Origin of the sequence: Capnocytophaga gingivalis ATCC 33624, from assembly GCF_000174755.1 — a bacterium.
Lineage (GTDB): Bacteria > Bacteroidota > Bacteroidia > Flavobacteriales > Flavobacteriaceae > Capnocytophaga > Capnocytophaga gingivalis.
Genome location: NZ_ACLQ01000022.1, coordinates 70832 through 97802, shown reverse-complemented (window position 1 = coordinate 97802; position 26971 = coordinate 70832). Strand labels below are relative to the sequence as shown.

The window sequence follows — 26971 nt, the reverse complement described above, 5'->3', positions numbered from 1 at the left end:
TAATGAAAAAAATAATATACTTTATAATAGGAGTTTCCTTACTGACTTCTTGTAATGATTTGTTAGATGAACTTCCTGATAGCCAAGTTCCTGTTAATTCTCCTGAACGAATAAAACGCGTATTGGTCAATGCATATCCTGGAGCAAGTGCTATGATGCTCGATGAGTATTCCAGTGACAATATAGCTGATAATGGAACTATTGTAACCAATTTCAACTATCTTACCGATGAGGTAGCTTATTGGAAGACTATCAATGAATATGGTAACTACGAAGGGTTAGAATACGTATGGGCATATAATTATAGTGCCATCAGTCATGCAAATGAAGCCTTAGAAGCCATCGCTAAATTGGGGAATGGGAGTAGTCTGAACCCTGCTAAGGGAGAAGCGTTATTGGCCAGAGCTTATGGTCATTTTGAATTAGTAAATACTTTCTGTAAGGCATATAATCCTACTACAAGTAGTACAGATTTAGGGATTCCCTATGCCCTCACTTCAGAGACAAAACTTAATCCCCAATATGGTAGAAGTACTGTAGCTCAAGTATATCAGAATATAGCTGCGGATATAGAAGCAGGTCTTCCCTTGATAGATGATAGTTACTATCAAATGCCTAAGTACCACTTCAACAAAAAGGCTGCTTATGCTTTTGCGGCTCGTTTCTACCTATATTACCAACAATGGCAAAAGGCTTTGGATGCTGCCAATGTAGTGCTAACTACCAATGATGTTACTACTAAATCTTTGCTCAGGAATTGGGAGGATTTCCGTGATGTCAATAAGGCAGGAAGTACCAATCAAGGAAGTAGAGCCTTGTACTATACGCGTGAGGATATAGTGGCTAATCTATTGCTCCTTTCTATTCAGTCACAACTACCTACAGCCTATTATACACAAGGGTCAGAAAGGCGTTATACTCATAATGTATTTATCGCTGAGACGCAAACAATTGAGGCAAAGAATGTATGGGATCCTAATGGATTGTCTGGAAAGAATAATTATGGTTATGAATTTTATTGGTTTACTCCAATCAAAGTGGATAATGGTCGTAATAGTACTGTCTTTTTTGATAAATTCCCTATCTTTTCTACAGGAAGTAGCTCTCGAACAGTGATTGTTCCATTCACTACCGATGAGACTCTTCTGGTACGTGCAGAGGCTGAAATACATTTAGGGGATTACCAAGCCGCCTTAAAGGATTTGAATCTTTGGACCTCTAAGTTTATTCAGCAGAAGACCATTTTAGGATATTCTTCTCGCAATGAAGTAACTTTGGATCAAGTGAAAGAATTCTATAATGCCATGGCTTACTCACAAAACACGCAGGATGGTCTTACTCAAAAGAAACATCTGAATCCTTCCTTTACTATCGTTAATGATGGTGTACAGGAACCTCTTTTACACTACCTTCTACAGTGCCGTCGTATCCTAACTCTTGGAGAAGGATTGCGCTGGCAAGATGTTAAGCGATACAATATAGAAGTGCCTCGTTTTCAGACAGATAATGTGGATCGACACTTGAATGAACTCAAGGCAACTCTTCCTGCAACAGACCAGCGCAGAGCTATTCAATTACCAGCTTCTTCTATCAAAGCTGGAATGCAACCCAATCCTAGATAATAATACCTTGTACTTATGAAAAAAATATTATATATACTTTTCTTACTCCCTTTTACTTTTGGTTGTAGTAATGATAAAGTCTCTTCTGACAGCAAGCTTGGAGGAGAAGAAGGAACAGAAGTGATGGATACACATACTCCCTTGGATGATCGTTTAGAAAAAGATTTTGCAAAACCTTATGGGATTCGTATTATCTATCGTTTCTTAGAGCGTGAAATTAATAGAGGGTATACTTTTACCCCTACTAAGTATGAAAAAGCCATTGTATTCTCCAATGTCTTCAATTATCTTTTTATAGAGCCCTATGTTAAGATTACCTCTAAACAATTTATGAAGGAGCATTCTTTCAATACAGTAATTCTTATAGGAGAACCTGCTTTTGCTCCTAATGGGAATAAATATGTTGGATTTGCTGTAGCAGGAGTTAAGATTCATCTTCTGGAAATGAATCATATCAAGACAGATAATATCTATTATCTTAATGAGAATGTACTGGCAACACTCTATCACGAGAATGCACATACATGGCATCAGTCTAAGCTCTTTACATCGGACTATGAGCGAGTTTCAGCTTCAGATTACAAGAGGGATAACTGGTCTGTATGGGCAGGAGATGATTACCTTAAGGCAGGATTTATCACAGCTTATTCTTCCTTTGACAAGGATGAAGATTTTGTAGAAATGATTGCACGCTATATAGTGTATTACAATGCTTCTTTGGATTGTGGTTGCGATATAGCCTCTCATCCCGGAACAGATAGTGATTCTGATGGCTTTAATGATACATTGTATCAGGCTTGGAAAGCCAAATTTGTCAATTATGGGGCACTACAAAATCCCAATAACTATCGAAACTATTTCTCTACCAAAGTATGGGAAGAAGAGCTTAAAGCGGCTGATGCTAAGATCCGTTCTACAGAGGCTTATACAGGAAAGCAGAAGATAGAACAAAAAATAGCTATTATCAAAAGCTACCTCACCAATGAATGGAATATTAATTTGGATGAATTGAGAGCAGAAATACGTAGTCGTTATCCTTCTGTAGTAGGAAAAAATTTCGATGGTGATCAAGTGCTAAGAAAAGATTTCTCTGTTTTACCTAATAATTAATAAGATATGAAAAAATATATTACATTTCTTTTGGGAGCTTTCTTATTGTCTTCTTGTGAGTATAGACAAGAAGATGTATTCGATAAGACTCCAGCAGAACGTACTGCCGACAAGCTTAATGAGAATAAAAAAGTATTAGAATATGATGGATATTGGTTGTTGTCTTGTTATCCAGAGGTGTATAGACAAGGTTTGGAAACAACTGATTATGTACACAGAGGGATAGGTGGATATAATATTCTACTAAAACTCAATGATGGAAAGGTCGTTGCTTCCTCTGAATTTATGACAACCAATGAAGAACAGCAGTCTTTTTATTCTTATCAGTTAGCTGAAAATCTTTCTATCAGTTTTGATACATACAATGAGGTACTTCATCATTTTAGGACAACTTCAGCACAACATCCCAATGCACGTGGAGGAGATATTTTCTATGATATCATAAAAAAGGAAGGGGATACCTATACTCTACAGGGAAGAACTTCGAGAAACCTTATGACTCTGAGCCGATTCTCAGGTAACCGAGAAGCTTATCTGAACAAGATACGTGAGCATATACAGCTATTTGTAGGAAAGGCACTTAATCCTATCACAATAGGAGGGAAAACGGTGAATCTAAATCTTTCTCCAGGCTATCGACAATTGCTTTTTTCATATGATGATCAGAAAGTACAGCGAGCCTATATCTATACAGAAAAAGGGATTAAGCTCTATGAACCTGTGGTTATAGGAGGGGTTTCTATAGATGAATTCTATATCAATGATACTAAGACAGCTCTTACCACTCCTGATGGAGCTATTGCGGCAAACTTTGTATCTTCTCCTATAGAGATTAATGATAATACGAAGGAAATATATTTTAATAAAGAATATGGTTATGTCTCTGATGGTATCTTTGCTATGTATGAGGAAGCAAAAGCGGAAATTGCCCGCCAACAGACTTGGTATGACTTGCTAAGGGATTCATATCTCTATGTGAAGAATATAAAAGGAAGTGATAGTGAATCAACTGCAGGATTCGCTAAATATATCTCCTATGTATCACCTTATGATGGAGGGGTATGGACATTCTATGAAGTGGATTTTCAGGGAGTTCCTCAGCATTCAGACCAAGTGCAAATGGTTCTAAAAGGTCCTTCTAATAATGTCGCTTATAGTCAAGGAGATTACCAAAACAATATACAATATTTCTCTCCATTAGTGAGACTTTATAGAAGAATAGCTGAAAAAGGTCCTTATGCAGTGGATGCTACTCAGTACAATTCTTATTATTTACTTACTAGTACCAAGGATCCTAATTTGTGGTTTCTCCTTAGTAAATAATCAAAGTTTCCTTAATTAAAAACAAAGAGAGGTCGCTTAAAAGCGGTCTCTCTTTTTGTTATTTTCTTTTTATAGAAATTTTTCTTTTAAAACCTTTGTAATCAGTTGGTTGTGGGAACATCTGTATTTTTTTATTTCAAAGATTTGTGAGTGTTAAAATGTATTATAATTCCGATTTTTTTTGTATTTTTGTGTCCGTTTTTGGGAAAACTTACTATCATTGAGAAAGAGTGGGTTTTTCTATAAAAAGTACAGAAATATAATAAGAACATGAATACACTGAGATTGAAAACGCTATGCATGCTACTGCTCTTCTTAGGGGTGTGTTACACCTCCTTCGCTCAAGAGGAGCTGAAAGTCTCTGGGGTGGTCAAGGACGCAAAGTCAAAGCCACTGGCAGGGGTACTGGTAAGTGTCAAGGGCACTTCCTCTAGTACACACACTGATTTTGAGGGAATGTATACCCTCACTCTTACCAAAGGACAGACCTTGGTCTTCTCCCTACAGGGATTACAGACACAAGAGCTTATGCCTACTTCCGCTACGGTGGATGTGGTACTCCTTCCTCAGGAAGACAAAAATGCTAAGAAAGAGGCGGCTACTCCCATGAACACCAATACCCGTGGGCAGACCTCTATCTCTGGAGAGACCAAGCCGCTCTGGGTACTCAATGGAGTGATCCTTCAGGATGAGATAGATCTCAAGCCAGAAGATCTCGTCTCTGACGATGCTAAAATGCTTATTGCGGCTGCCATACCAGGGCTTACTGCCGAAAGTATTGATAGCTTTAGGGTACTGAAGGATGCTTCTGCAACAGCGCTCTATGGACCTCGTGCCATCGCGGGGGTCGTGGTGGTAACTACCAAAAAAGGTACTGCAGGAAGCAGCTCTATTACTTATACCAATGAGTCCACTTTCCGCTTTATTCCTACCTACGGACAGTACAACATCATGAACTCTCAAGACCAAATGTCCGTCATACAAGAGCTTATGCAGGGCGGTCACTATGAATTTCAGACAGTAGTTACTCAGAAGAACAAAGGAGTGGTAGGGAAGATGTACGAACTCTTCTATGAGCTTGATCAAAATGGTAACTCTCAGGTACTCAATACCGAGGCAGGTCGTCGTGCTTACCTACAGGCCGCTGAGAGAAGAAATACCAATTGGTTTAAGGAGCTTTTCCAAACCAGTGTCATGCAGAATCATACACTTTCTTTCTCTTCAGGAAGCCAAAAGTCTACCTACTATGCTTCCCTAAGTGTACTCACTGACCCAGGTTGGCAGAAGGGAAACTCTCTTAATCAGTATTCAGGAAACCTCAATGCCAACTATAACCTTTCGTCCAAGGTGCGCCTGAATGTCATCACAGACCTTTCCTACCGAGACCAGACTACTCCTATTCAGGATATGTATAATTATGCTCTTACTCGCTCTCGTGTCCTAGATGCTAAGCAGTATTATACAATGAACTATGCGCCTTATAATATTTTCAATGAGAAGGACAATGCTTATATAGATACAGATATAGCAACGCTCCGCCTACAAGCACAGCTCTCTTGGAAGATTACCCCTAAGGTGGAAGCCGCAGTAATGGGTGCTATTCGCTACCAAAATAATACTCAGAAGACAGAGTATAAGGAGAATGCCAACTGGGTACTTTCCTACCGTGCGATGCCCAATTCTACCGTAAGAGACAACAATACCAACCTCTACAAGGATCCTAATGACCCCTTTGCCCTACCAGTGGTGGTGCTTCCTAAGGGAGGGATTCGCGAGAAGAGGGATAGAACCTCCAGTGCGAACAACTTTAGAGCGACACTCCGCTATAATGATTCTTTCGATAATGGCTTACATGCTATATCCTTGTTCGGAGGATTCGAGATGGACAACGCTAAGAATACCAATGACTTGAATAGAAACTATGGGGTGCTCTATAACTCAGGGAATTATGCTTCTTTTTCTCACCTGATGTTCAAAAAATTGCAGGAAGAGTTCAGAAACTACTATACTATTGCCGATACCGAGAACAATAACCAAGCTTTCTTCGGGAATGCCTCCTATACCTACAAAGGGCGCTATACTGCCAATGGTACTTTGCGCTATGATGCTTCCAATGCTTTTGGGCCTTCTCGCTATATTCGCTGGATGCCTACTTGGAATGCCGGGGTGAAGTGGGATGTTACTCAGGAAGCGTTCTTTAACCACCTCAAGCCTCTTTCTCACTTGAGCTTCAAGGCTTCTTTTGGGGTGACCGCAGTGGCTCCTTCGGTGAGCAACTCTTTAGCTCAGCTATACATTAATAATCCTTGGCGCAACTCTTCTCAGCGTGAATTAGGGCTTGAGATTCAGAATATAGCCAACCATGATCTTACTTATGAAAAGAATCAGGAGCTGAACCTCGGTACAGAATTGGGACTTCTTAAGGATAAGATCAACCTCTCTGTAGAATGGTTCAACCGTAGAAGCTATGACCTTATTGGGGATATCGTAACCCAAGGGACAGGAGGTTTCACCACTAAAAAAGGGAATATGGCCGAGATGCGCATTCGCGGGATAGAAGTAGGTCTGGAAACAACCAATATCAAAACTCCTGATTTCTCTTGGAAGACTTCTTTCATCTATTCAAGAGCAAAGAATGAGATTACTAAGCTCCTTACCACTCCTACCATTCGTGATATGATAGGTTACTCTACCAGTGCCACTTCCCAAGGGGGCTTCTCCCGTGCAGGCTATCCTCTAAAATCACTCTTTTCGGTGCCATTCGATGGGCTTAATGACCGAGGACTTCCTACTTTTTTGGATGAAAACAACGCCTCTACCATCAGTGGAATCCGTTTTGATAGTCGCAATGTAGACTTCCTTAAGTACTCTGGTACCCTCATTCCTACCGATAGAGGAAGTCTTAGTAATACGATTAATTACAAAGGGCTTTCTTTTGGAGTGGTCTTTACCTATTCTTATGGAAATGTGGTGCGCCTAAGAAAGCTTAGCAATATCTATACCGATTATGGTAATATCCCTCGTGAGCTTAACAACCGTTGGCAGTATATAGGCGATGAGAACAAGACCAATATCCCTGTGGTATATACTACCTATATGCAGAACAGCTACGGCTATTCTGAAATCACTCAGGCCTACAACACCTATGATTATTCCGATATTCGTATCGCTAAGGGAGACAATATCCGCCTAAAAGAAATTTCTTTAGGTTATACTTTTGACAAAGATTTCTTGCGTGAGACTCGTATCCGCCAGCTTAGTCTGAAGTTACAAGCAACGAATGTAGCTCTACTCTATGCTGATAAAAGGCTCAATGGCGATGATCCTGATTACTTGGCCAATGGATACACCCCTATCTCTCCCAAGCGATTGATATTTACTTTACGTGTCGGACTTTAACAAAGAAAACAATGAGAAAAATATATTATACCCTAACCGCTTTGACCTTGTCGCTTACCTCATGTAACGACCTTCTGGATAGGATGCCTGATAACCGATTGGTTATCGATTCTCCAGAGAAGGTGCAACAGGCCTTAACCAATGCCTATCCTCAGATAGCTACCACCCTTATCAATGAGTTCTCTTCAGACAACATAGATGATATAGGGGCGGATAATATCTACTCCAACTTTCTGACAAGGGAAACGGCTTATTGGCAACCTATCTTGGAGTATAACAATGTAGATGGTCTTCAGAATATCTGGGACTATCACTACAAGGCCATAGGTCAGGCCAATGCCGCCTTGGACGCCATCGAAACGACCCTACACAATGATGCTTCTCTGAATCCCGCCAAGGGCGAGGCTTTGGTAGCTCGTGCTTATGCTCACTTCTGTTTGGTCAATCTTTTCTCTCAGGCCTACAATCCTAATACGAGTAGTTCGGACTTAGGAATTCCTTATATCACACGCCCTGAAGAGGAAATGAATCCACAGCGCCAAAGAGGGACTGTGGCACAAGTATACCAACAAATTGCAGCCGATTTGGAAAAAGGGCTCCCACTGATAGATGATAGCTACTACCAGATGCCTAAGTACCACTTCAATAAGAAAGCAGCTTATGCTTTTGCAGCTCGTTTTTATCTCTATTATCAACAGTGGCAGAAGGCCTTGGATGCAGCCAATGTAGTGCTTACTACCAATGATGCTACCACTAAGAACCTTGTCCGTGAATGGTTGGACTTCAGGGATGCCCAGAAGACAGGAACCCGCTCTATAACCGCCTATGCACAGGCCTATGCTCGAGAAAGTGAAGTGGCAAACCTCATGCTACAGCCCGTGTATTCGCAACTCTCTACCAATTATTTTATAGAGACCAACCAGCGCTTTTCGCATGCCTATAGGGTATCCGAACAGGAAACACTCTCGACAACCAATCTTTGGGATGCCAACGCAGCATCAAAGAATAATGGCTATGAGTTCTACTGGTTTATGCCCTTTACCTCGCGTGCTGACCTTAGAGATATAGTATTGCAATCTAAGTTCCCTACCTTCAAGGATGGTTCCTATACTCGTACTATCTTGGTGCCTTTCACTACCGATGAAACTCTTTTGGTACGAGCCGAAGCTAAAATCATGCTCAATCAGTTGGATAGCGCGGTGACTGACCTTAATATATGGACCTCAAAGTATGTACGAGGGACAGTCAATAGCAATCCTAATGGAAATACCTTTACTAAAGCACAGATTATTGCTTTCTATAACAATCTTGCTTATAGCCAAAGCACCCCCAGTGGTGCCACTCAGAAGAAAAGACTGAATCCGTCATTCACGCTCTCAGCTGAGCAGGAACCTCTGATCCACTATGTACTCCAGTGTCGCCGTATCCTTACCCTACATGAGGGACTTCGCTGGCAGGATATTAAGCGCTATGGTATAGAAGTAGCCCGCTATCAGCATACTAAAGAAGAGAGAAATATCTCCACCATACAGGGGGTATTAGCTCCTACCGATGTAAGACGTGCCATACAGCTTCCCGGAACTGCTATAGGCGCGGGAATGCAACCTAATCCACGATAAAAACACTTAGACCTATGAAAAAGCTCATATACATATGCTTGGCAGCCGCTTTTGGTAGCTGTTCTGCCGATAATGATCTCTCCTCGGATAGTGTAATCTTAGGAGGTAACACCCCTTCACAGGAAGAAAAAACCCTTAATCCGCCCAATGCCTTGGATACTTATATAGAGAATCATTTTACCAATCCCTATAATATCCGAATGCTCTATCGCTTCTTGGAGCGTGAGACTACTCGTAGCTGGGTGCTTACCCCTACTAAGTATGAAAAAGCGGTACAGTTTGCCACCATGTTCAACTACCTCTTTATGGAGCCTTATGTGGAGGCAACCTCTAAGCAATTTATGAAGGAACATTCCTTCAATACACTGATTCTCATAGGGGAAAATGCTTACCATGCCACTCGTATCCCGATGAGAGGGTTGGCTACCAATGGGGTAAAGATTCACATGATGAATATCAATAATATAAGACCTAACAACATCTATTACCTCAATGACAATGCCTTGCATACGCTCTACCATGAGACAGCACATACTTGGCATCAGTCTATCGACTATCCTACCGATTACAAGCGAATCTCAGGAACCGACTATAAGAGTAATAGCTGGTCAGCGGCTTGGTCAGGTACGGACTATCTCAAAGCAGGCTTTATCAGTGCCTATGGAAGTAGCAACTCCGATGAGGATTTTGTAGAGATGATCTCTCGCTATATCGTTTATTTCAATGCGAAAGAGGATTGTGATTGTGCTACAACAGATACTACTTTGGATACTGATGGAGATGGGTTTGATGATGCTCTCTATACCGCTTGGAAGCGTAGCTTTAGCAATTACAATAACGGAGCCTCAGTAACGTCTTATGAATCGGCTCGTGTATGGGAAGAACAGTTGGCCTTGGCAGATGACAAAATTCGTCCTACAGAACAGTATACAGGTAAGGAAAAACTACAACAGAAAATGGCTGTTATCCGCAAGTACCTTACAGAGAATTGGAATATAGACTTGGATGCCCTACGCAAAAAGATCCGTGTGCGCTACCCTTATGTAGCAGGCCGTACCCTCAGTGGGCAGGCCGTGCCACAGAAAGATTTTTCTGACTTAACTAATAACTAAAAAGAGATGAAAAAATATATTACTTTATTGATCGCTTTCTCCTTCCTTACCTCCTGTAGCTATAAGGAAGACAACACCTTTGAGCAGAAAGCCAGTAACCGTACCACCTCCGTGATAGAATCCTATAAGAATATCTTAGAGGGGCACGATGGGTATTGGGTACTTTCGTATTATCCAGGGGTAACCCGCAGTTTCGGAGGATTCCCTGCGGCACCTCGTAGCCTAGGAGGGTATACCTTTGTGGTGAAGTTCAAGGATGGAAAGGTTACGGCCTCTTCGGAGATAAGCAATACCAATGCAGAAGAGGAGTCCTACTACACCTACTCTATCACTGAGGGGCCTACTATTAGCTTTGATACCTATAATAGCATATTGGATCACTTCCGTTTTGTTTCGGCAGTCTTCACCAATGCTCGTGGCGGGGATATTGAGTTTATCTTCCTTAAGGAAGAGAATGGGGTTGTTACCCTTAGGGGACGTACTTCCAATAACCTGATGACCCTTACTAAGCTCACAGGAGACAGAGAAGCACTTCTGAATAAGCTCCGTGAGAATACTCAAGCGCTTAATAGTAAGGGACTTAATCCTATTACTGTACAAGGTACTCAAGTGGATCTTACTTTATTCCCAAGCTATCGCCAATTGGTCTTCAGCTATGGAGGGAATATAGTACAACGTCCCTTCACTATTACAGAAAAAGGAATTAAGTTCTATGAGCCTGCTGAGATTAATGGGGTAAAAATAGAGGAACTCTATTTCAATGAAGATAAGTCTGCTTTAGCAACTCCTGATGGAGCGATTTCTACCACTTTGGTGTCTTCTCCTATTAAGATTACAACAAATTCTCGCTGGGTAATGCTTCAAGACTATTATGCTTCACAGACATATATAGATATCTATAATCAGCTTAAGCACCAAATAGAAAATGGGAAGTGGAGAAATTATTCTCTTAATAATTATTTGCAATTTAGGGTAATACAAAAAGGAAACGATCAGCCTACCGCTACCGCTATTACGCTGTCAGTGGCCAATATAAACCCTCGAACAGGAAATAGGATTAATTATGTAGTAGACTATGAGGCAGATTTTGTACCTGTACCAGGGCATCCCAACCAATTACAGATCTTTCTAAAAGATCCTAATTTTGCAAATGGATGGTGGCAATATTTCCCATATCTATCGCCTATTTTGGAAGAAGTTGTTAATAATGCTCCTTATGAAATTTCAGACTCTTTTGATAGTTATTATTATCAACTGACGAGTGTTAAGGATAGAAATTTCTTCATAAGTCTAAGTAAATAAAAGCATTGCATAATAAAAAGCTGTCCGAAAGGACAGCTTTTTTAGTATTCTTAACTTATTATGCACCTGCGAAGCGGTATTCTGCTTGTACATCGATGGTAAGGCGGGTGAATAGGTCATTGAGCAGGTCTCGACTCACTTGTAGGACATCCTCCAAGAGCTTATCGGAGAAGTTCTGTAAGAGTTCTTGAGCCGCTATAGGGTGTGTAGGGTAGAGGGCTAAGTAGTCCTTTTCCATTTCTTCTTGTCGCTGGTGCATCTCTTCTTCGAAACGGTCATATACATCGCGGATTACAGGAGCATATTTGTTATAATTGACCATTCCCAAGGATTGTACCTTTCTTAGGATCCAGTAAGCGGAATCCTCACTACAATGATGGTCGCCCTTGCTATACGCTTCAGGATAAGAGGTAACCCCTTGGTAGAGAGGGATAAAGATACCCAAGGCAGCCATACCCAAAGCCACATAGTTGATTTCACCTATAGCCTTTGGTAGCTCTGGTCTTACCTGTAGGATGTGGGTGTTGGTAGCACGAAAAATAGCTACAGGGCGGTATACTTCTTTGGGGTTTTTGTGGAAGTAAGGATCATGTTCGGTGCCTTGATAGTGGTGATAGTAAGCACGGCGTACATCGGCTAAGGAGATGAGTTTTTCTCCTTTTACGAATACAGGGAAGTCATTTTTGGTTACATCGTTTTGTATTTCAGGGCTGAAAAAAGCTTGTAGCGCCCACACACGAGGATAATTATAAGTAGTATCCAACTTTTCATCACGGATATAAGCCTTATGGAAGTCAAAGGGGCCTTGTGTAGGATCATATAGCTGATGGGCGATGGCAAATTCTATCAAGTCTTCACTACCGAGGAAGTGATGATCGTCCTTGGGGTCATATTCGCGAAGGCGACTTTGGTTGGCAGTAACAAAATAGGTATGGCTCGGAATACGTGCGGCCATCCATCGGTGACCACAGGCAGTCTCGAGGTACCATATCTCATTTTGATCTACAAATCCTACACCGAATCCTTCCATGACTCCGTGTTCTTCAATGAGTTTTCCCAAGCGTATTACCCCTTCCCTTGCCGTATGGATATAAGGGAGTACAATACTGGTAATGGAGATTTCTCCCAATCCAGAGGGGACTAAAGGGTCAGCCTCCAGCGCTTTTTTGCTACTGAAAATACTCTCAGTAGCACTTAGGCCTACCCCAGCAGTATTGAAGCCAGCACTCTCCCACTGGTCAGGATATTGGTAGGGAGGCATGCCCATATAGCCTAAAGCCTCTTTGGGGAGCTTACAGCGGAATCCGTTGTTGAAGGAGACGAATTCTTCTGGGCCTTGTTTTTGAGGAGGGTGCACTTTGAATTTTTTGGCATTGACCGCATTCCAGTCATCAGAACGGGCTACGATCATGGATCCATCCTGAGTCATTTTCTTTCCTACAATGATAGTAGTACATTCAGAAGGATAGAGCGCTTGCTCTTGAGGAGACATTGTTACTTTTTTCATGTCATTAGTTTTTGGTAAGATAAAAAATATCTTTGTTTTAGCATGGTAAAATTAGGTTTTTTCTTTTGAAAGACAAAATATTTTAGCATTTTTAATAGATGACAGCGCGTCTTTGTAATGCTTAAGATACTGATAAACAATGTATAATATACTAAGTAAAGGATGGAATAAGAATATCGAAAAAGTTGGAAACTTTTTTTGTTTATTTAGTTTTTTTACCTTACCTTTGCCCCGTTTTAGAAAATATAACAATGGATATTATCAAACTTTCGATCAAGCGCCCTAGCATCCTTATAGTGATGCTTTCCATATTATTATTAGGGGGCTTTTATTCCTATAAGCTTCTCAACTATGAGCTTATTCCTAAGTTCGAGGTCAATGTGGTAACTATCTCCACTATATATGCAGGAGCTTCTCCTTCTGAGATAGAGAGCACCGTGACCAAAAAGATAGAGGATGCGGTTTCTTCTTTGGAGAATATCAAGAAGATACAGTCCTATTCTTATGAGAGTCTTTCTGTGGTAGTGGTGCAGCTAACCAATGATGCCAATGTAGATAATACTCTTAATGAGGCCCAGCGTAAGATCAATGCCGTTCGTTCTAAACTCCCAACTGATGTTAAAGAACCTTCTCTTTCCAAGTTTTCCCTTTCGGACTTGCCGATCATCTCCCTTGGGGTTACCTCCAATCTTTCCTCACAGGAGCTTTACGACCTAGTGGATAAAAAAATACAGCCTGAACTCTCTCGTGTACCAGGGGTGGCACAGATCAATATCATTGGCGGACGTAAGAGGGAAATTCGTGTGAATGTGGATGCTCAAAAGCTCGAAGGCTATGGCCTTACGATCGCTCAGGTACAACAACTTATTGCAGCTTCCAATATAGAAATCCCTGCCGGTAAGCTCAAAACGCGTGAGAATAGTACCTCCATCCGTGTCTTGGGTAAGATTCAGGATGTAGAACAGTTGCGTAACCTTCCATTAGTTTCCCAAAATGGTATAGAAATTCGCCTTTCCGATGTGGCTGATGTACAAGATACCGAAGAGGATGCTGAGAAAATCGCACGTATCAACCAAGAAAACACACTCTTGTTGCAAGTGCTTAAACAAACTGATGCTAATGCCGTATCGGTAAGTGAGCAGGTACGTAAGAAGATGGCACAGATAGAAAAAACATATAAGAATGAAAATGTAAAACTACAGTTGGCAGAGGATACCAGTGAATTTACCCTACATGCGGCTAATTCGGTGATGTTTGACCTTGTATTGGCGATTGTATTGGTAGCCGTGGTGATGTTCTTCTTCCTCCACAGCTTGCGCAACGCACTCATTGTCATGGTCTCTATCCCGACCTCTCTTATTGCGGCCTTTATCGGTATGTATTTCTTTGGCTTTACACTGAACCTGATGAGCTTGGTGGCACTCTCTCTGGTGGTTGGTATCTTGGTGGATGACGCCATTGTGGTCTTAGAGAACATACACCGCCATATGGAAATGGGGAAAAACAAGGTACGTGCTGCCTATGATGGGTCTAAGGAGATTGTCCTTACCGTTATGGCTATTACCATGGTGATTGTGGTGGTATTCGTACCGATTTCTATAGGAAATAGTATAGTGGTCAATATCGTAAAAGAGTTCTGTATGACTGTAGCGATTGCCACAGCGCTCTCCTTACTAATGTCCTTTACAGTAGTACCTTGGCTTTACTCTCGTTTTGGAAAGTTGGAGCACCCAGATCCTAAATCACTTATGGGCAAGATCTCTATTGGTTTTGAAGGCTTTATCAAGCGTATGACCCACCTTTTCTCTGACCTATTGGTATGGTCGTTCAAGCACAAATGGAAAACTTTCATTTTGGTATTCTTCCTCTTTGCAGGTTCTTGTTCGCTCATTCCTACAGGCTATATAGGAAAAGACTTTATGCCTAATATGGATAGGGGTAAGTTCCTAATACAGTTTGAGCTTAACAAAGATGCTTCTTTGGAGCAGACCAACTTTATTACCCAAAAGGCAGAGAATTATCTGCGTAACCTCAAGGTATCAGGCACCAATAAGCCTTTGGTAGAGCGTATGATTACCACAGTAGGACAGTCCACCAGTGGTATGGGTTCCTCTCAGGCTACTGCGTATAAGTCTGAAATACAGATTACTCTTGTGGATAAGAAAGAACGTAGCGAATCCACTACGGTAATTGCCGCTAAGCTCAAGCGAGAATTGAGTCAATACTTGGTTGATGCCAAAGTAAAGACTGTACCTGTTGGCATGATGGGGGCAAAGCAGGCACCAATTGCCTTAGTAGTTACCTCCGACGATGTTAAGGTGGCTCAAGAATATGCCGTGAAAACCGCTGAACTACTCAAGACGATACCAGGAGCTACTGAAATAAAGCTTTCTTCAGAGGCAGGGAATCCTGAGATCAATGTACAGTTAGATCGTGATAAGATGGCCATGCTGGGGCTTAATATTGCTACGGTAGGAACGACTATGCGTGTAGCCTTCAACGGAAATGATGATAATAAGTTCCGCACAGGAGACTCCGAATATGATATCAATATCCTATTTGAGGAAGGCAACCGCCAGTCTATAGAAAATATAGAGAATATGATTTTTATCAACAATGCAGGACAACAAGTCAAGCTCTCCCAATTTGCCGATGTATTCTATGCCTCAGGGCCTACCCAGTTAGAGCGTTATGACAAGTCGCCTTCAGTAACCGTACAAGCCCAATCCGTAGGACGTCCTACAGGTACTATTGTTTCTGAGTGGAAAACCAAGTTAGAAACCTTGCAGAAACCCGCCAATGTACAGTTCGTCTTCTCTGGAGATCAAGAGATGCAGGACGAAGGGTTCGGAACAATATTTGTATCCCTTTTTGCCGCAATCTTATTGGTGTACATGGTAATGGTAGTGCTCTATAACAGTTTTTCTCGTCCGTTTGTGGTTTTGTTCTCTATTCCACTTTCCTTCATTGGGGCTTTGGTGGCTTTGGCATTGGCCAATATGTCGCTCAATATCTTCACCCTCTTGGGGATCATCATGCTCATCGGGTTGGTGGCTAAGAATGCGATTATGATTGTGGATTTTGCCAACCATAGAAAAGAAGAAGGAGAAGATACCGTAACTGCCTTGATACAAGCCAACCATGCTCGTTTCCGCCCGATCCTGATGACTACTATTGCGATGGTAGCAGGGATGGTGCCACTGGCAGTAGCTTCTGGTGCAGGAGCAGAGGTCAATAATGCCTTAGCGATTGTAATCATCGGGGGGCTGCTCTCCTCACTGTTCTTGACCCTAATTGTGGTACCATTGGTATACCTTATCTTTGACAATATTGGTAAGCGTTTTGGCAAGGGTACCAAGGTAGACTATGATCGCCTGATGATTGCAGACTACGAACATAAAGAAATCAAGGGCGAACACGAGATATAATGATCAGTGATCAATGAATAATGAACAATGACTAATGCCCTAAAGGGAGAGTCATTGTTCATTTTTCATTAATAATTAACCATTAACCAACGATAATTAAATAAAAATCCTTATATTTGCGCGATAATTACTAAAAGAGTTTTTATGAAAAAAATCATGTTAACAGCTTTGAGCTTAGTGGCTATGGCTACAGCACAAGCACAGATCAATTTAGGAAAAATGGCAGGTGCTGCTTCCAAAGGTGTACAAGCCCTTTCTTTTAGCAATGCTGATGCTCAAAAGCTATCTAAAGAATCCGTGGACTGGATGGATACTCACAATCAAGTGGCAGATGCAAATAGTCCCTATACTAAGCGCCTTAACCGACTTTTTGGCAAACACAAAAACGAAGACGGTATGACCCTTAACTACAAGGTATATTTGGTAACCGACATCAATGCTTTTGCCTGTGCTGATGGGAGTGTACGTGTATTCTCTTCCCTTATGGACCTGATGACTGATGATGAGCTTTTGGCAATTATTGGTCACGAAATAGGCCATGTGAAGAATGAGGATACTAAGGATGCGATCAAAGCAGCTTACACCCGAGCCGCCTTGCAGGAAGCAGGATCTGCAGCTTCCAGTACCGTAAAGGCCCTGAGTGAAAGCCAAATAGGTGAAATGGCTGAAGCCATGCTCGATGCCAAGCACAGTAAAAAACAAGAATCCCAAGCTGATGAATATTCCTACAACTTCATGAAGAAACATGGCTATAATGTAGTAGGGGTATATACAGCCTTTAAGAAGTTAGCCCTACTCTCAGGCGGGGAGACTCAAAGTCGTTTCCAAAAGATGATGAGTTCACATCCTGATAGTGAGAAGCGTGCAGAAGCTGCTAAGAAACGCGCTATCAAGGACGGACTTTGGAAAGACCCAGGAGAAGTGAAACTTCCTACAACACCTATTGAATAACGGTCTTTTAAGCAAAAACTATAAATTCTTTTGGTACAACTATCTGTGCCAAAAGAATTTGTTTTTTTATCTATGATAGAAAGAAATTTTTGATACGTTTGTATATCTGTTGATTAATTGTTATTTTTGTAGCCTAAAATTAAGCACTATGGCTACATACAAATTACCTTATTTCGGAAAGATTACCCTTTCTGAAGATGATTACCACAAGGAAGAATAGGAGGGGATCCATAGTGATAATAATTTTTCATTATTGAATATCTTTAGGGGTTATTTTGATTTCACTTATGAGCTTGTGGTTCATGTCATAATAGTAATAGTGTATTTGTAACTGGCTTGTTAAAAAGTCTTTCACAGTTTCTTGATCTGCTTTCAACTCTTTTATAATAGAGGCTTTGGCAGATTCTGTTTCAAAAGAGTTATTGTCGCTATCGAAGTCTAACAGGGTAAAATAGTAGGACAAGGCTTCTTCGCCTTTCATCTCTATTTTGTCCATCTGTACTCCTGAGGCAACCATAGTAGGCAATTTTTTACTGATGGTTTCCACCTCTTTCTTGATGTTTGTAAGAGCAACCTTTTTTTCTAAATTAGAAGAACAAGCAGTGGTGTAGCAGGCTATGAGGAGACCTACGGCTACTAATAGGGTGTTTAATAGATGTTTGAACATAAAATAATAAATTTAATGAGACTACAAAGGTACAAAACAATTTAGAATTTACCAAGTGGAAATAGAAATTAGCCTGCTACCACATATTTGTCTGTGTGGCTTGTACTTAGGCACTATATTTTGTCACTTACTAATGACTAAACTAATATGAATTTTATTACCGAAAACCAAACCGAGTATCAAGCCCTCTTTACCTTTTGGGGTGACGAAGAGGTTGAGGTTGTGGTCTGTTTTGATGCCAAACGCCACTTTACAGAAGAAGAAAAGCAAGAAGTATTTCGACAAGTAGCAACCAAAGTACAATGGTTGGAGGGCAACAAGGAAGCTGTTCTGCAGTTTCTCCTCAAAAATGAAGAGGTAAGAGAACTCTTTGAAGTAGCCCAAGAAGACCTTGAAGAAGAAATTACTGAAGAGCAATTTTGCGAAGCCGTGTATTTCTATGATTTGTATTGTGAAGTAGGTGACGACCTCGTCTGCACTTTTGATGTGGATACCGACCCTGATTACTTTTTAGGGCATCTGGTGAATATCAGGCTTGATGATAACTACCGTCTTCATTTAGAAACGATTAGCGGATAATAAACCTATGAAAAAACTTAGTTTTGAGAAATATGGCTTGAGTCCTGAGAAAGTAGAACAGCTTAGAGCTTATAAAATCTTGCCTGATAAACAAACGCTAAAAGCGCTTACCCAAGCCTACGAAACGGACAAGATAACCGAAACTGAACTCACTGACTTGCAAACACAATTGAGCTATCCTCTTGATGAGACATATACTCATTTTCTGTTGGAACACAACGGGGGTATCCCCTCTAAAAACAAGGTGAAAGATAGTAAGGTAGTGATAGATCGCTTTTTAGCTTTTAGGTCGGCTTATAAGTTTCATTCGCTGATAGACTTGTATCCTGACTTTCAGAAACAAGGAATACCGATTGCGCGCACTCCTGCGGGCGATACGCTCCTATTAGCAGAAGACCAGCAAATCTATCTCTTCAATCACAATATTCAGGACGTAGAACCAAACCCTATTGCTACTTCTTTTGCCAATTTACTAATGAAACTTTATTAATTTGCAATGATTGATTACACTTCCAAAGAAAAGGGCTGGGCAGAAGTCATAATCAGCAATGACAGTGCCGAAATAGCTTTTGTAGCCTCTCACTTGCACGATAGTAGGCAGGATTTGATACACTCAGTAGCAACCTTAGAAAAGTACAAAGAAGCAACCGTTGTTTTTCAAGATGAACCCGATGGTTATGTACTTCACTTAGAGCGCGATGACAAGCATTGCCATTATACCCTTCATTCTTTTAAAGATTATGACCCAACAGCACTTTGCGAGTTGGTTTTAGAAGGAAATATCAGTTTGGCGAGTTATAAAAACGACATAGCAAAGATAAAATAACACTATATGGAAATCACACAAGCCCTTAAAACAGAAATATATCACACTCTTGCGGACTTTTTAGAAGCCTATAAAGCCGAAGATACCCAAGTATTAGCTGAAAAATTTGATATTTCAGGAGAATTTTTAGAAGAAATCTATGAAATGCTTGACTTTGTAGAAGATAAAAGCGTATTGCACCTCTTTCCTATAGAAGAAATGGACAAAGAAGAAGGTGGAGGAGTGAATTTAGAGGTGTATAACTTCAACAATGATGATACCGCTGTAGGAATAGAAGCCCATTTGTGGGATGATCAAGAATATTTTGCCATCATCAAAGGATATTACAACCTTAGTGACCAATTTCCTAAGTTTGTATTTCACTACTTTAGTTGTTAATACACCCGTTGAGGCTATCTGAAAAGTCTCGAAATTGCTTTTGCGTCGCTATACTTTTGCAAGTTATAAAAACGACATAGCAAAGATTAAATAAGACTATATGGAAATCACACAATCCCTTAAAACAGAAATTTACCACGCCCTGACCGATTTTTTAAATGCTTATAAATCGCAAAATACCCAAGTATTAGCTGAAAAGTTTGGTGTTTCGGGAGCGTTTTTAGAAGAAATCAATGAGACACTTGATTTTGTAGAGGATAAAAGCGTATTACACCTCTTTCCTATAGAAGATATAGATAAAGAAGTGAATAAACTACGCGAACTCACTCTCTATAAAGACAAAAAAATGAACAAACTTGTGGTAGAGGCTTGTGTATATGATGATAAAAATGAATGTATAGGGCTTATCGTAGGTGATTATCCTTTATTTGAACATTCCCCTAAGTTTGTGTTTAGTTATTTTGATGTATAAATAAAAGAACAATTTCCTCAACTTACTTAAGCTCTCTCTAAACAAGGCAAGAAATGAAATCAATAAAAATATTTAAAATGACATATAACAAAACACTTATTTACTTTTTCTTTCTACTTATATTATCTGCTTGTAGCAAACAATCAGGAGAAGAACAACAAAAAGGGTATTATTATACGGGAAGTCTCTTTGAGCCTTATATAGCTCAGGGGTCTATTTTCACAAGAGAAGTTAAAAATATGCCTTTGGCAACGAACTCGGCTGCCATAGCTGCTTATATGCCCAAAATGCCCGCTGAATATCTGCCTGAAAGATTTAAAAAAACGGTGCTAACAACACTGAGTACAACATCTTATAACATTCCTATTTATGTGGTAGATTCTAATGACCCTCATCAGGAATATGCTTATTTTGAATCTAAAGATAATAGAGTTATTTACAGACAAGATCTTATTAAGTATACTACGGGGCGTATTCCTTTGCCTAAATATGCACAACCAGCAGGCGGAGGGGATAGAGCTTTTGCTGTTTATGACAAAGCAACAGGAATGATGCGAGAATATTTTTACGCTGTTAAAGATGAGAAAGGTACTTGGCGTTTTGCTGCTTCAGGATATTTTAAAGCAAAACCAAATTTCAAAGATTTGGGTAAGGATAACTTTGCGATGCAACACACCACAGGAGGGTCGGCAGTAGTGTGTATGCTCAATCCACTCTCTCAAATAGGCATTGCAGAGGCGCGAAAAGGTGAGATATGCCACGCGCTATCCTTTACTATTGCCAATGCAGGGAAAGGTTTTTCTTATCCAGCAAAACAAGGAGATGGCACGTCAACAAACCCTAATGCTCCGTTGGAAGGACAATGGTTTCGCATAGATCCTAACATAGACCTTAACAAGTTAAAACTTCGTCCTTTTACCCTTTTGGTAGCCAAAGCGGTACAGAAATATGGAGGTTATGCAGCCGATAAGAATCTTTTTTGCCATACTTTTACTGCTGAACACCCTATAAACGAGATGGTACAAGGCAAACCTAATCCTTGGGAAAAAGGTGGGGATATCTATGAAAAATACAACGGAATAGACCTTAATGATTTCCCTTGGCATCTTACCCAATGGGCGCCTGTTGATTGGGGGAAATAGAACATCAAAAAGCATTCTAAACAACATAAAGTATGGTAGATATAACGCCTTTGTTAAGTGAAAATGTAAAAAAGCACTTCATTACCTTGCCTATTTCTCATCAAAAAGAGTGGGTGAACTATATTAATGAGGCTAAAAAGGAAGAAACACGCCTTAAAAGAGTGCTGAAAATGCAAATGTCGTTCTGTGAGAAGTATACATTGGAGGGAGACCCCCAAGTTATTAATCTGTTAGAGCAAATTATTAATATTAATTCGCAAGAAGGGAATGCTCTTGCAGAGGCTTTTATAAATGCTATAGGTAATAACCATAGTGGCGTGTATTGTGTGGCATATAAGTGGGCAATTGCTTTTTTGGTGCAATTGTACCAAAACTCTGAACCCAGCAGTCTGCGTGCTATAGCTATATATGGGATTCTAAACGACCTTTACTACTTTAAGCCTATAGAAGAACAAGCTGCTAATGCAGATAATACAACCATAAAGGAAGAGATAAAACAACTGTTAGCGCCTTTTGCGGATAAGAATTAAATATCAACAAATGACAACTATAGAAATACCTAAGTTTATAGAAAAGTATAAAGCCTACGAACGAGAAGGCGGTATGATAGACTTTCGTATCTTTCAGTTGGATACGGAGCAGGAGGATACGCCTTATCAGAAGCATTTGGCAGTAGCCCAGCAGACTCTTATTTCGGTAGCGGAAGAAGTAAATACGCGTCTTGACCGTATAGCGGCTAAATCTAAAATAAATCGTAAGAAACTTTTTACGATGGACTACGATTTTGGTGTCCTTAAAGATTCGGATAAGGAGATTTCTCTACAAGACTTTATGGGCTGGCAATATGAGGAGGTGAGCGGGAGGATAATTCTTAGTGGTGGGAAATTGCGTAATTGGTATTTTTACTATGATGATAAAGAAGTGCCTGAAAAAGCAGTGGCGATGACTGAGGAAGACCTGAAAAAGGAAGTTTTTGCTTACGCTTTCTTTCAGCCCCCGTACTCTTTTATGATTACAAAAAGCAATTTTGAAAAGGGCAACTTCTTTTTAGATTTTTGTAGGTTGCTTTTTACTGATATTTCGCAAATAGAAGTCTATAAGTGGAGTACGGATAGCTCTAATTACTTTGATGAGGGCAAAGACTGGTGGGGAAGTTTCTTTTGGACGGTATACAACCCTTGTAGGGATTGGTATATAGGTATTATAGCTTCAGAAACTGATTAAAAAAAGGAGATAACTAATAGTAAACAATAATATATAAAAAGATGAAAAATATAACAGAAATATTAGAATTGTTCGTTTCAAATTTGGAAAAGTATAATCAACTTGTGGAAAAAGACATTATAGAACTCCTACAGAACAAAGGGGCGTATTACCTATTAGAATATGATTACGAATGGTTTATAATTTCCGCTTGGGCAATGAGTGCAAAAGGCGAATATATAAGTAAGTGTACCGATATTCCCTCACAAAAAATGGAAAAATACTTTCCTTCCGATGCTTTTGTTGATGAGGATATCCATTTTGAAGATAATTTGTATGAAGAAGGCTTGGAAGAAGATGAAATAGATAGCTGTTTAGAAAAATATGACCAAGAAAAGAATGCTATTTTCTCTAAATGGTTTCAACAAAGGTGGGAAAATGCGCTAAAAAATGCCCATATACAAGCCGATGGCTACTTTTCGCCTCATGATTCTTATTTTTATACCGATTTGAACACAGGAAAGACAATCAATGAGGATCAAATAAAAGCAAAATATCAATAAAGTACCCAACAGATGAAAACAGATACACAAATTAAATTCGATACGATTATAAAAGAAGGTTTTACACCTTTGTTAAAGCCTCTTTCTTTTAAAAAGAAGGCCTTGAACTATTATCGCCAGCTTTCCGAAGTGGGACATATCATCAATATTCAGAAAGACAGATATAGCCATAGAAATCATATTAAATTTCGCATCAATATAGGGATTTTTGAACCCAAAGTTTGGTTAGTTATTTATGATTTTAAACATACAGGACAAGTCCCTGATTACCCTACAGAACCTGTCTGTCTTATCCGTAAAACTATTAACGATTTACGAGGAAGAAAAGACCTATGGTACGAGATACACAACTATACTGATGAACAAAAACTCATCAAAGAAATACAAGAAGATATACAACAATATATTCTCCCTTTCTTTGACCAACTTGATTCTGTAGAAAAAATCCTTTCAGCATTAGAAAAGGATTCAAATCTCTTAGGTATTACCTTTGACCTCCTTATTTTCTATGCCGAGCATGGACAGAAGGAGAAAGTCCAAACAGTATATAACCAGCTTTTACAAAAAGTAAATCCTCTGGCTGAGCCAACCTTAGAAGGGCTCGCTAAAAAATATGGTCTGAATGTTTAATAATTATATGAAATACCTCGTTACTTTTTGTATGTGTATCATTAGTTTTATAGCTTTTGGACAAATAAAAAACATCGATATGAAAAAAGAAAAACCTAAAAACCTAACAGAATGTATCCAAATGCTGGATAAGAATCTCAAAAAGCAGGATAAAGAGTATATAAAAACACTTACCGAAGAAGAATTCTTTATGGAAAGCCATTTTACTTTAGGAATGGGCATTCGCAATGAGTGGATTCGCAGTGGGAACCCTGAGCTTGTGAAGTTCTTTTTAGACCAAGGCGTTAAGCACCCCGATGATATGTCGGCTATGATACTCACAAGCTATTATAGACATCTTTTGGGAAAAGAAATAGACTTTGAAGGACAGATTTCGGCACATAAAAAGCAGTTAAAATGATGAACACAAACAAGCAAGAGAAATATGATGAAATAACCGATTTTCACAAGGGCTTTGCTTGTGTAAGGCAAGGAGACAAATGGGGCTACATCAATGAGAACGGAACCCTTATTACCCCTATAAAATACGATTTTGTCTATGACTTTTTTCAAGGTGTAGCAATGGTGAGAATAGGTGCGCAATACGGATTGATAGATACCTCTGGCAAGGAGATTACTCCCGTAAAATACGACCTTATAGATGACAACGACTTTTATAACCACCGCCCTGCTGCTGCTCTGTTGAATGGCAAATGGGGCTTTATCAATGAGAAAGGAGAAGAGGTGATTCCGTTCATCTATGAAGATACTACCTACTTTCATAAAGATTATGTAGCTGTAAAGAAAGACGGCAAATGGGGCTTTATCAACCAAAAAGGCGAACAAATCATTCCTTTTCTCTATGACGATGCCTCTTATTTTACAGAAGGACTTGCCTTGGTAAAGAAAGGCGCTAAATATGGCTATATCAATGACAAAAACGAAACCGTCTTCCCTTTTATTTATGACGATGGCGCTCTCTTTGAGAATGGTAAAGCGTGGGTACAGATAGGGAACAAACAATTTGAGATTAATAAATTAGGTATAGAAATAAAATAAGAAACAGAATGAAAATCAATAAACCTTTGGCTAAAAAACCTCCTTTTTTTGATATCGATATCCATACCGTAGCAGATATTGATAAAGACCCTCGTTTTTATATGGCGGACACACAAGAAACGCCCTGTTATTGGACAGACGGCAAGCGAATATACTACCGCTATTCGCCTATAGAGAAGGCAAACCTTGAGACTTTTGTCTATTTTAATGGCTTTTTTGCTAAAGATGATAAGCATTGTTATATTGTGGGGCGCCCTCTCAAAGGGGCTAATCCTAAAACTTTCGAAATGCTCAACGAGTGTTATGCTACCGATTACCAAAGTGTTTGGACATCGGGTGGGCGCTTTGAACCAGCTGATATTAGTACTTTTGAGGTGTGTGATGAGGGTATTCACAGAACGGATAGAGATAGAGAGACTTCGTGGGAGTTCAGTGATGGGATTAGGCGTGTGGTGCGTGTAGAGATTCCGTATGGCTATGCCAAAGATAGCCAACAGGTGTATTATGAGGATTATCACGGCAAGATAAAAATACTTGCTAAGGCCAATCCAGCGACTTTCATCTCGATGAACGATGGCGATTTTGCGAAAGATGATAGGAGTGTTTACTATGGGAAGTCGTCTTTGCCTAAGGCAAATCCGGCGACTTGGCGAAAGATTTCGCATTTTTATACCAAAGATGATAAACGTATTTATTATCAAAACAAGCTCCTCAAAGAGGTGGATTACGATACTTTTGAGGTGGTGCTGCTAACTTCGCCAGAGGGATATAAGCTGCCTTATGGTAAGGATAAAAACCAATATTATGAATATGGTAAGCCCCTTAGTGAAGCAGAGGCTTTGTACGAAGTAAATAGACCCTTATAAGAACCTCTAAACACATAAAGATATGGCTGCATACAAATACCCTATTACCTTAGAAGCCGCGCTCAAGGAAGTAACCGAAGAGCGCTTTTGCAAGGGAAATCATTACAAGGATGTCACCCTAACCGACGAGATGGTGGCACAGATCGTACAAGTAAAGTCTTTGGTCAATATGGGCTTTATCAATACCGACATTACCGATGAAGCTATTAAACACTTGGCTACCTTGCCCAAACTAAAACTCCTTTTCTTAGAGGACAACAAACAAGTTATAGGCGAAGGCTTTAAGTACTTTGCCGACAAACCTATTGACCATATCTCGCTAGACGGTTGTCCCGTAACTGATGAGACGCTAAAAATCGTCTTGCAAGTACCACGCCTGAAGTCTCTTTCGCTAAAGAGAACGCGTGTTACTTTTGAAGGACTTATGGCTGTGGCAAATTACAACAAGGTGAGTTTTTACCTTGATAAACCTTTCACTGCCGAGCAGATAAAAGCCTTTGAGCAGGCGCAACGCACGGCAGGAAAGAAGAAACCAGCGGCAACCCTTACCGATGATTTGCCCGTAGTAAAGCAACTGCTTTTGGACTTCTTTGCGGCAATGACTGAGTGGGAGGCTTTTGCTGCCAAGAATGATGATACAGAAGAGGGTGAGCTTTTGGTAAGAGAAAAATGCAAAGCCCTCTTCCAAAAGTATTGTACCGACAAGCGCAGGGCGGGCTATCGTCCTGAAGGAATTCATTTTTCACTAAATGAAGGCGGTACTTATAGAGCGCATCAAATCATTGATAGCGAGACAGTAACTAAAAATAAGATATACCTCTATACCCAAAATGATCGTGATGATCAGTTTCGCTTTCTTATCATCAGAAAAGACGGCGAGTGGAAGATAGATGACTGCCAATGGCACGATGGGGGCTGGACTAAATACGGATTGTAATAATGAAAACAGCAAAACAACTTATAGAAGACGAACTTCACAAAACAATTCATCAGCTTAAAGAAGTTTCTCTTTTGCAAGAGGAGAAACAAGCACTTGTAAGCTATAAAAAGGAGTTAGAACAACTGTTATCTCTCAAAAAACTGTCAGATACTTATCATTTGGAACCTGTAGCTATAGAGAGGATTATAGTATAGCCTCCGCCTCGTACAGATTTTGCTAGTTTTCGTATAGTAGATGATGCTGAAACAGAAGAAAAACAATGGTGGGAGGAGTTAAAGATAGAAAATGAACCTC

The 26971-nt window shown here is 40.1% G+C and carries 26 protein-coding genes; 24 read left to right on the top strand and 2 right to left on the bottom strand.

Annotated elements, in window-relative coordinates; genetic code table 11:
• The first annotated feature begins 2 nt into the window (after positions 1-2).
• From CAPGI0001_RS08805 to CAPGI0001_RS08775, 7 genes are all read left to right on the top strand, one after another.
• Positions 3-1622: a RagB/SusD family nutrient uptake outer membrane protein gene (locus tag CAPGI0001_RS08805; RefSeq protein ID WP_002668804.1), complete on the top strand. Its 1620-nt coding sequence runs from the start codon at positions 3-5 to the stop codon at positions 1620-1622.
• Between the two features lie 15 nt (positions 1623-1637).
• Positions 1638-2732: a substrate import-associated zinc metallohydrolase lipoprotein gene (locus CAPGI0001_RS08800; protein ID WP_002668991.1), complete on the top strand. Its 1095-nt coding sequence runs from the start codon at positions 1638-1640 to the stop codon at positions 2730-2732.
• 6 nt (positions 2733-2738) lie between these two features.
• A complete protein-coding gene (locus tag CAPGI0001_RS08795; RefSeq protein ID WP_002668914.1) occupies positions 2739-4055 on the top strand; it encodes a DUF4302 domain-containing protein in 1317 nt (438 codons plus the stop codon).
• Between the two features lie 270 nt (positions 4056-4325).
• The gene (locus CAPGI0001_RS08790) at positions 4326-7454 is read left to right on the top strand and encodes a SusC/RagA family TonB-linked outer membrane protein (RefSeq protein WP_248601314.1); all 3129 of its coding nucleotides are present in this window, start codon (positions 4326-4328) and stop codon (positions 7452-7454) included.
• Positions 7455-7465: 11 nt separating this feature from the next.
• The gene (locus tag CAPGI0001_RS08785) at positions 7466-9073 is read left to right on the top strand and encodes a RagB/SusD family nutrient uptake outer membrane protein (protein ID WP_002668900.1); all 1608 of its coding nucleotides are present in this window, start codon (positions 7466-7468) and stop codon (positions 9071-9073) included.
• A 14-nt stretch (positions 9074-9087) separates the two neighbouring features.
• Positions 9088-10185 carry a substrate import-associated zinc metallohydrolase lipoprotein gene (locus tag CAPGI0001_RS08780; protein WP_002669119.1) on the top strand — a complete coding sequence of 366 codons (1098 nt, stop codon included), beginning with the start codon at positions 9088-9090 and terminating at the stop codon, positions 10183-10185.
• 6 nt (positions 10186-10191) lie between these two features.
• Positions 10192-11487 carry a DUF4302 domain-containing protein gene (locus CAPGI0001_RS08775; RefSeq protein WP_002669080.1) on the top strand — a complete coding sequence of 432 codons (1296 nt, stop codon included), beginning with the start codon at positions 10192-10194 and terminating at the stop codon, positions 11485-11487.
• 58 nt (positions 11488-11545) lie between these two features.
• Here CAPGI0001_RS08775 and CAPGI0001_RS08770 read toward each other — a convergent pair whose 3' ends face one another.
• On the bottom strand, positions 11546-12994 hold the full coding sequence (locus tag CAPGI0001_RS08770) for a C69 family dipeptidase (protein WP_002668901.1): 1449 nt from the start codon (positions 12992-12994) through the stop codon (positions 11546-11548).
• 251 nt (positions 12995-13245) lie between these two features.
• Between CAPGI0001_RS08770 and CAPGI0001_RS08765 the strand changes: the two genes are divergently transcribed.
• Both CAPGI0001_RS08765 and CAPGI0001_RS08760 read left to right on the top strand, forming a co-directional pair.
• Entirely contained in the window at positions 13246-16422 is a 3177-nt protein-coding gene (locus CAPGI0001_RS08765; RefSeq protein WP_002669075.1) for an efflux RND transporter permease subunit, read from the top strand.
• A gap of 144 nt (positions 16423-16566) precedes the next feature.
• The gene (locus tag CAPGI0001_RS08760; protein WP_040360094.1) at positions 16567-17373 is read left to right on the top strand and encodes a M48 family metallopeptidase; all 807 of its coding nucleotides are present in this window, start codon (positions 16567-16569) and stop codon (positions 17371-17373) included.
• Between the two features lie 250 nt (positions 17374-17623).
• Here the strand turns inward: CAPGI0001_RS08760 and CAPGI0001_RS08755 are convergent, their stop codons facing one another.
• On the bottom strand, positions 17624-18040 hold the full coding sequence (locus CAPGI0001_RS08755; RefSeq protein WP_002668834.1) for a hypothetical protein: 417 nt from the start codon (positions 18038-18040) through the stop codon (positions 17624-17626).
• Positions 18041-18187: 147 nt separating this feature from the next.
• Between CAPGI0001_RS08755 and CAPGI0001_RS08750 the strand changes: the two genes are divergently transcribed.
• The 15 genes from CAPGI0001_RS08750 (at position 18188) to CAPGI0001_RS13375 (ending at position 26871) form a co-directional block, all read left to right on the top strand.
• Positions 18188-18619 carry a DUF2262 domain-containing protein gene (locus CAPGI0001_RS08750; RefSeq protein ID WP_002668995.1) on the top strand — a complete coding sequence of 144 codons (432 nt, stop codon included), beginning with the start codon at positions 18188-18190 and terminating at the stop codon, positions 18617-18619.
• A gap of 7 nt (positions 18620-18626) precedes the next feature.
• Entirely contained in the window at positions 18627-19109 is a 483-nt protein-coding gene (locus CAPGI0001_RS08745) for an SMI1/KNR4 family protein (protein WP_002668815.1), read from the top strand.
• Positions 19110-19115: 6 nt separating this feature from the next.
• Positions 19116-19445, top strand: a complete 330-nt coding sequence (locus tag CAPGI0001_RS08740) for a hypothetical protein (protein WP_002668854.1) — start codon at positions 19116-19118, stop codon at positions 19443-19445.
• A gap of 6 nt (positions 19446-19451) precedes the next feature.
• The gene (locus tag CAPGI0001_RS08735) at positions 19452-19823 is read left to right on the top strand and encodes a hypothetical protein (protein WP_002668882.1); all 372 of its coding nucleotides are present in this window, start codon (positions 19452-19454) and stop codon (positions 19821-19823) included.
• 100 nt (positions 19824-19923) lie between these two features.
• The gene (locus tag CAPGI0001_RS08730) at positions 19924-20295 is read left to right on the top strand and encodes a hypothetical protein (RefSeq protein ID WP_002669073.1); all 372 of its coding nucleotides are present in this window, start codon (positions 19924-19926) and stop codon (positions 20293-20295) included.
• A 77-nt stretch (positions 20296-20372) separates the two neighbouring features.
• Positions 20373-21437 (top strand): hypothetical protein, encoded by a 1065-nt coding sequence (locus tag CAPGI0001_RS13165; RefSeq protein ID WP_002668892.1) that lies wholly within the window; start codon positions 20373-20375, stop codon positions 21435-21437.
• 32 nt (positions 21438-21469) lie between these two features.
• Positions 21470-21967, top strand: a complete 498-nt coding sequence (locus CAPGI0001_RS08715; RefSeq protein ID WP_002668925.1) for a YdeI/OmpD-associated family protein — start codon at positions 21470-21472, stop codon at positions 21965-21967.
• A 10-nt stretch (positions 21968-21977) separates the two neighbouring features.
• The gene (locus CAPGI0001_RS08710) at positions 21978-22661 is read left to right on the top strand and encodes a hypothetical protein (protein ID WP_002669089.1); all 684 of its coding nucleotides are present in this window, start codon (positions 21978-21980) and stop codon (positions 22659-22661) included.
• A gap of 41 nt (positions 22662-22702) precedes the next feature.
• A complete protein-coding gene (locus tag CAPGI0001_RS08705; RefSeq protein ID WP_002668886.1) occupies positions 22703-23203 on the top strand; it encodes a hypothetical protein in 501 nt (166 codons plus the stop codon).
• A gap of 12 nt (positions 23204-23215) precedes the next feature.
• Positions 23216-23833, top strand: a complete 618-nt coding sequence (locus CAPGI0001_RS08700; protein ID WP_002668910.1) for a DUF4304 domain-containing protein — start codon at positions 23216-23218, stop codon at positions 23831-23833.
• Positions 23834-23912: 79 nt separating this feature from the next.
• Positions 23913-24233: a DUF6794 domain-containing protein gene (locus CAPGI0001_RS08695; RefSeq protein WP_040360106.1), complete on the top strand. Its 321-nt coding sequence runs from the start codon at positions 23913-23915 to the stop codon at positions 24231-24233.
• Positions 24230-24871, top strand: a complete 642-nt coding sequence (locus CAPGI0001_RS08690; RefSeq protein WP_002668877.1) for a WG repeat-containing protein — start codon at positions 24230-24232, stop codon at positions 24869-24871. Before CAPGI0001_RS08695 ends, CAPGI0001_RS08690 begins: the two co-directional genes overlap by 4 nt.
• An 8-nt stretch (positions 24872-24879) precedes the next feature.
• On the top strand, positions 24880-25737 hold the full coding sequence (locus CAPGI0001_RS08685; protein ID WP_002669095.1) for a DKNYY domain-containing protein: 858 nt from the start codon (positions 24880-24882) through the stop codon (positions 25735-25737).
• A 22-nt stretch (positions 25738-25759) separates the two neighbouring features.
• Positions 25760-26674, top strand: a complete 915-nt coding sequence (locus CAPGI0001_RS08680) for an NTF2 fold immunity protein (RefSeq protein WP_002669004.1) — start codon at positions 25760-25762, stop codon at positions 26672-26674.
• A gap of 2 nt (positions 26675-26676) precedes the next feature.
• Entirely contained in the window at positions 26677-26871 is a 195-nt protein-coding gene (locus CAPGI0001_RS13375; RefSeq protein WP_002669140.1) for a hypothetical protein, read from the top strand.
• The last annotated feature ends 100 nt before the right edge of the window (positions 26872-26971 follow it).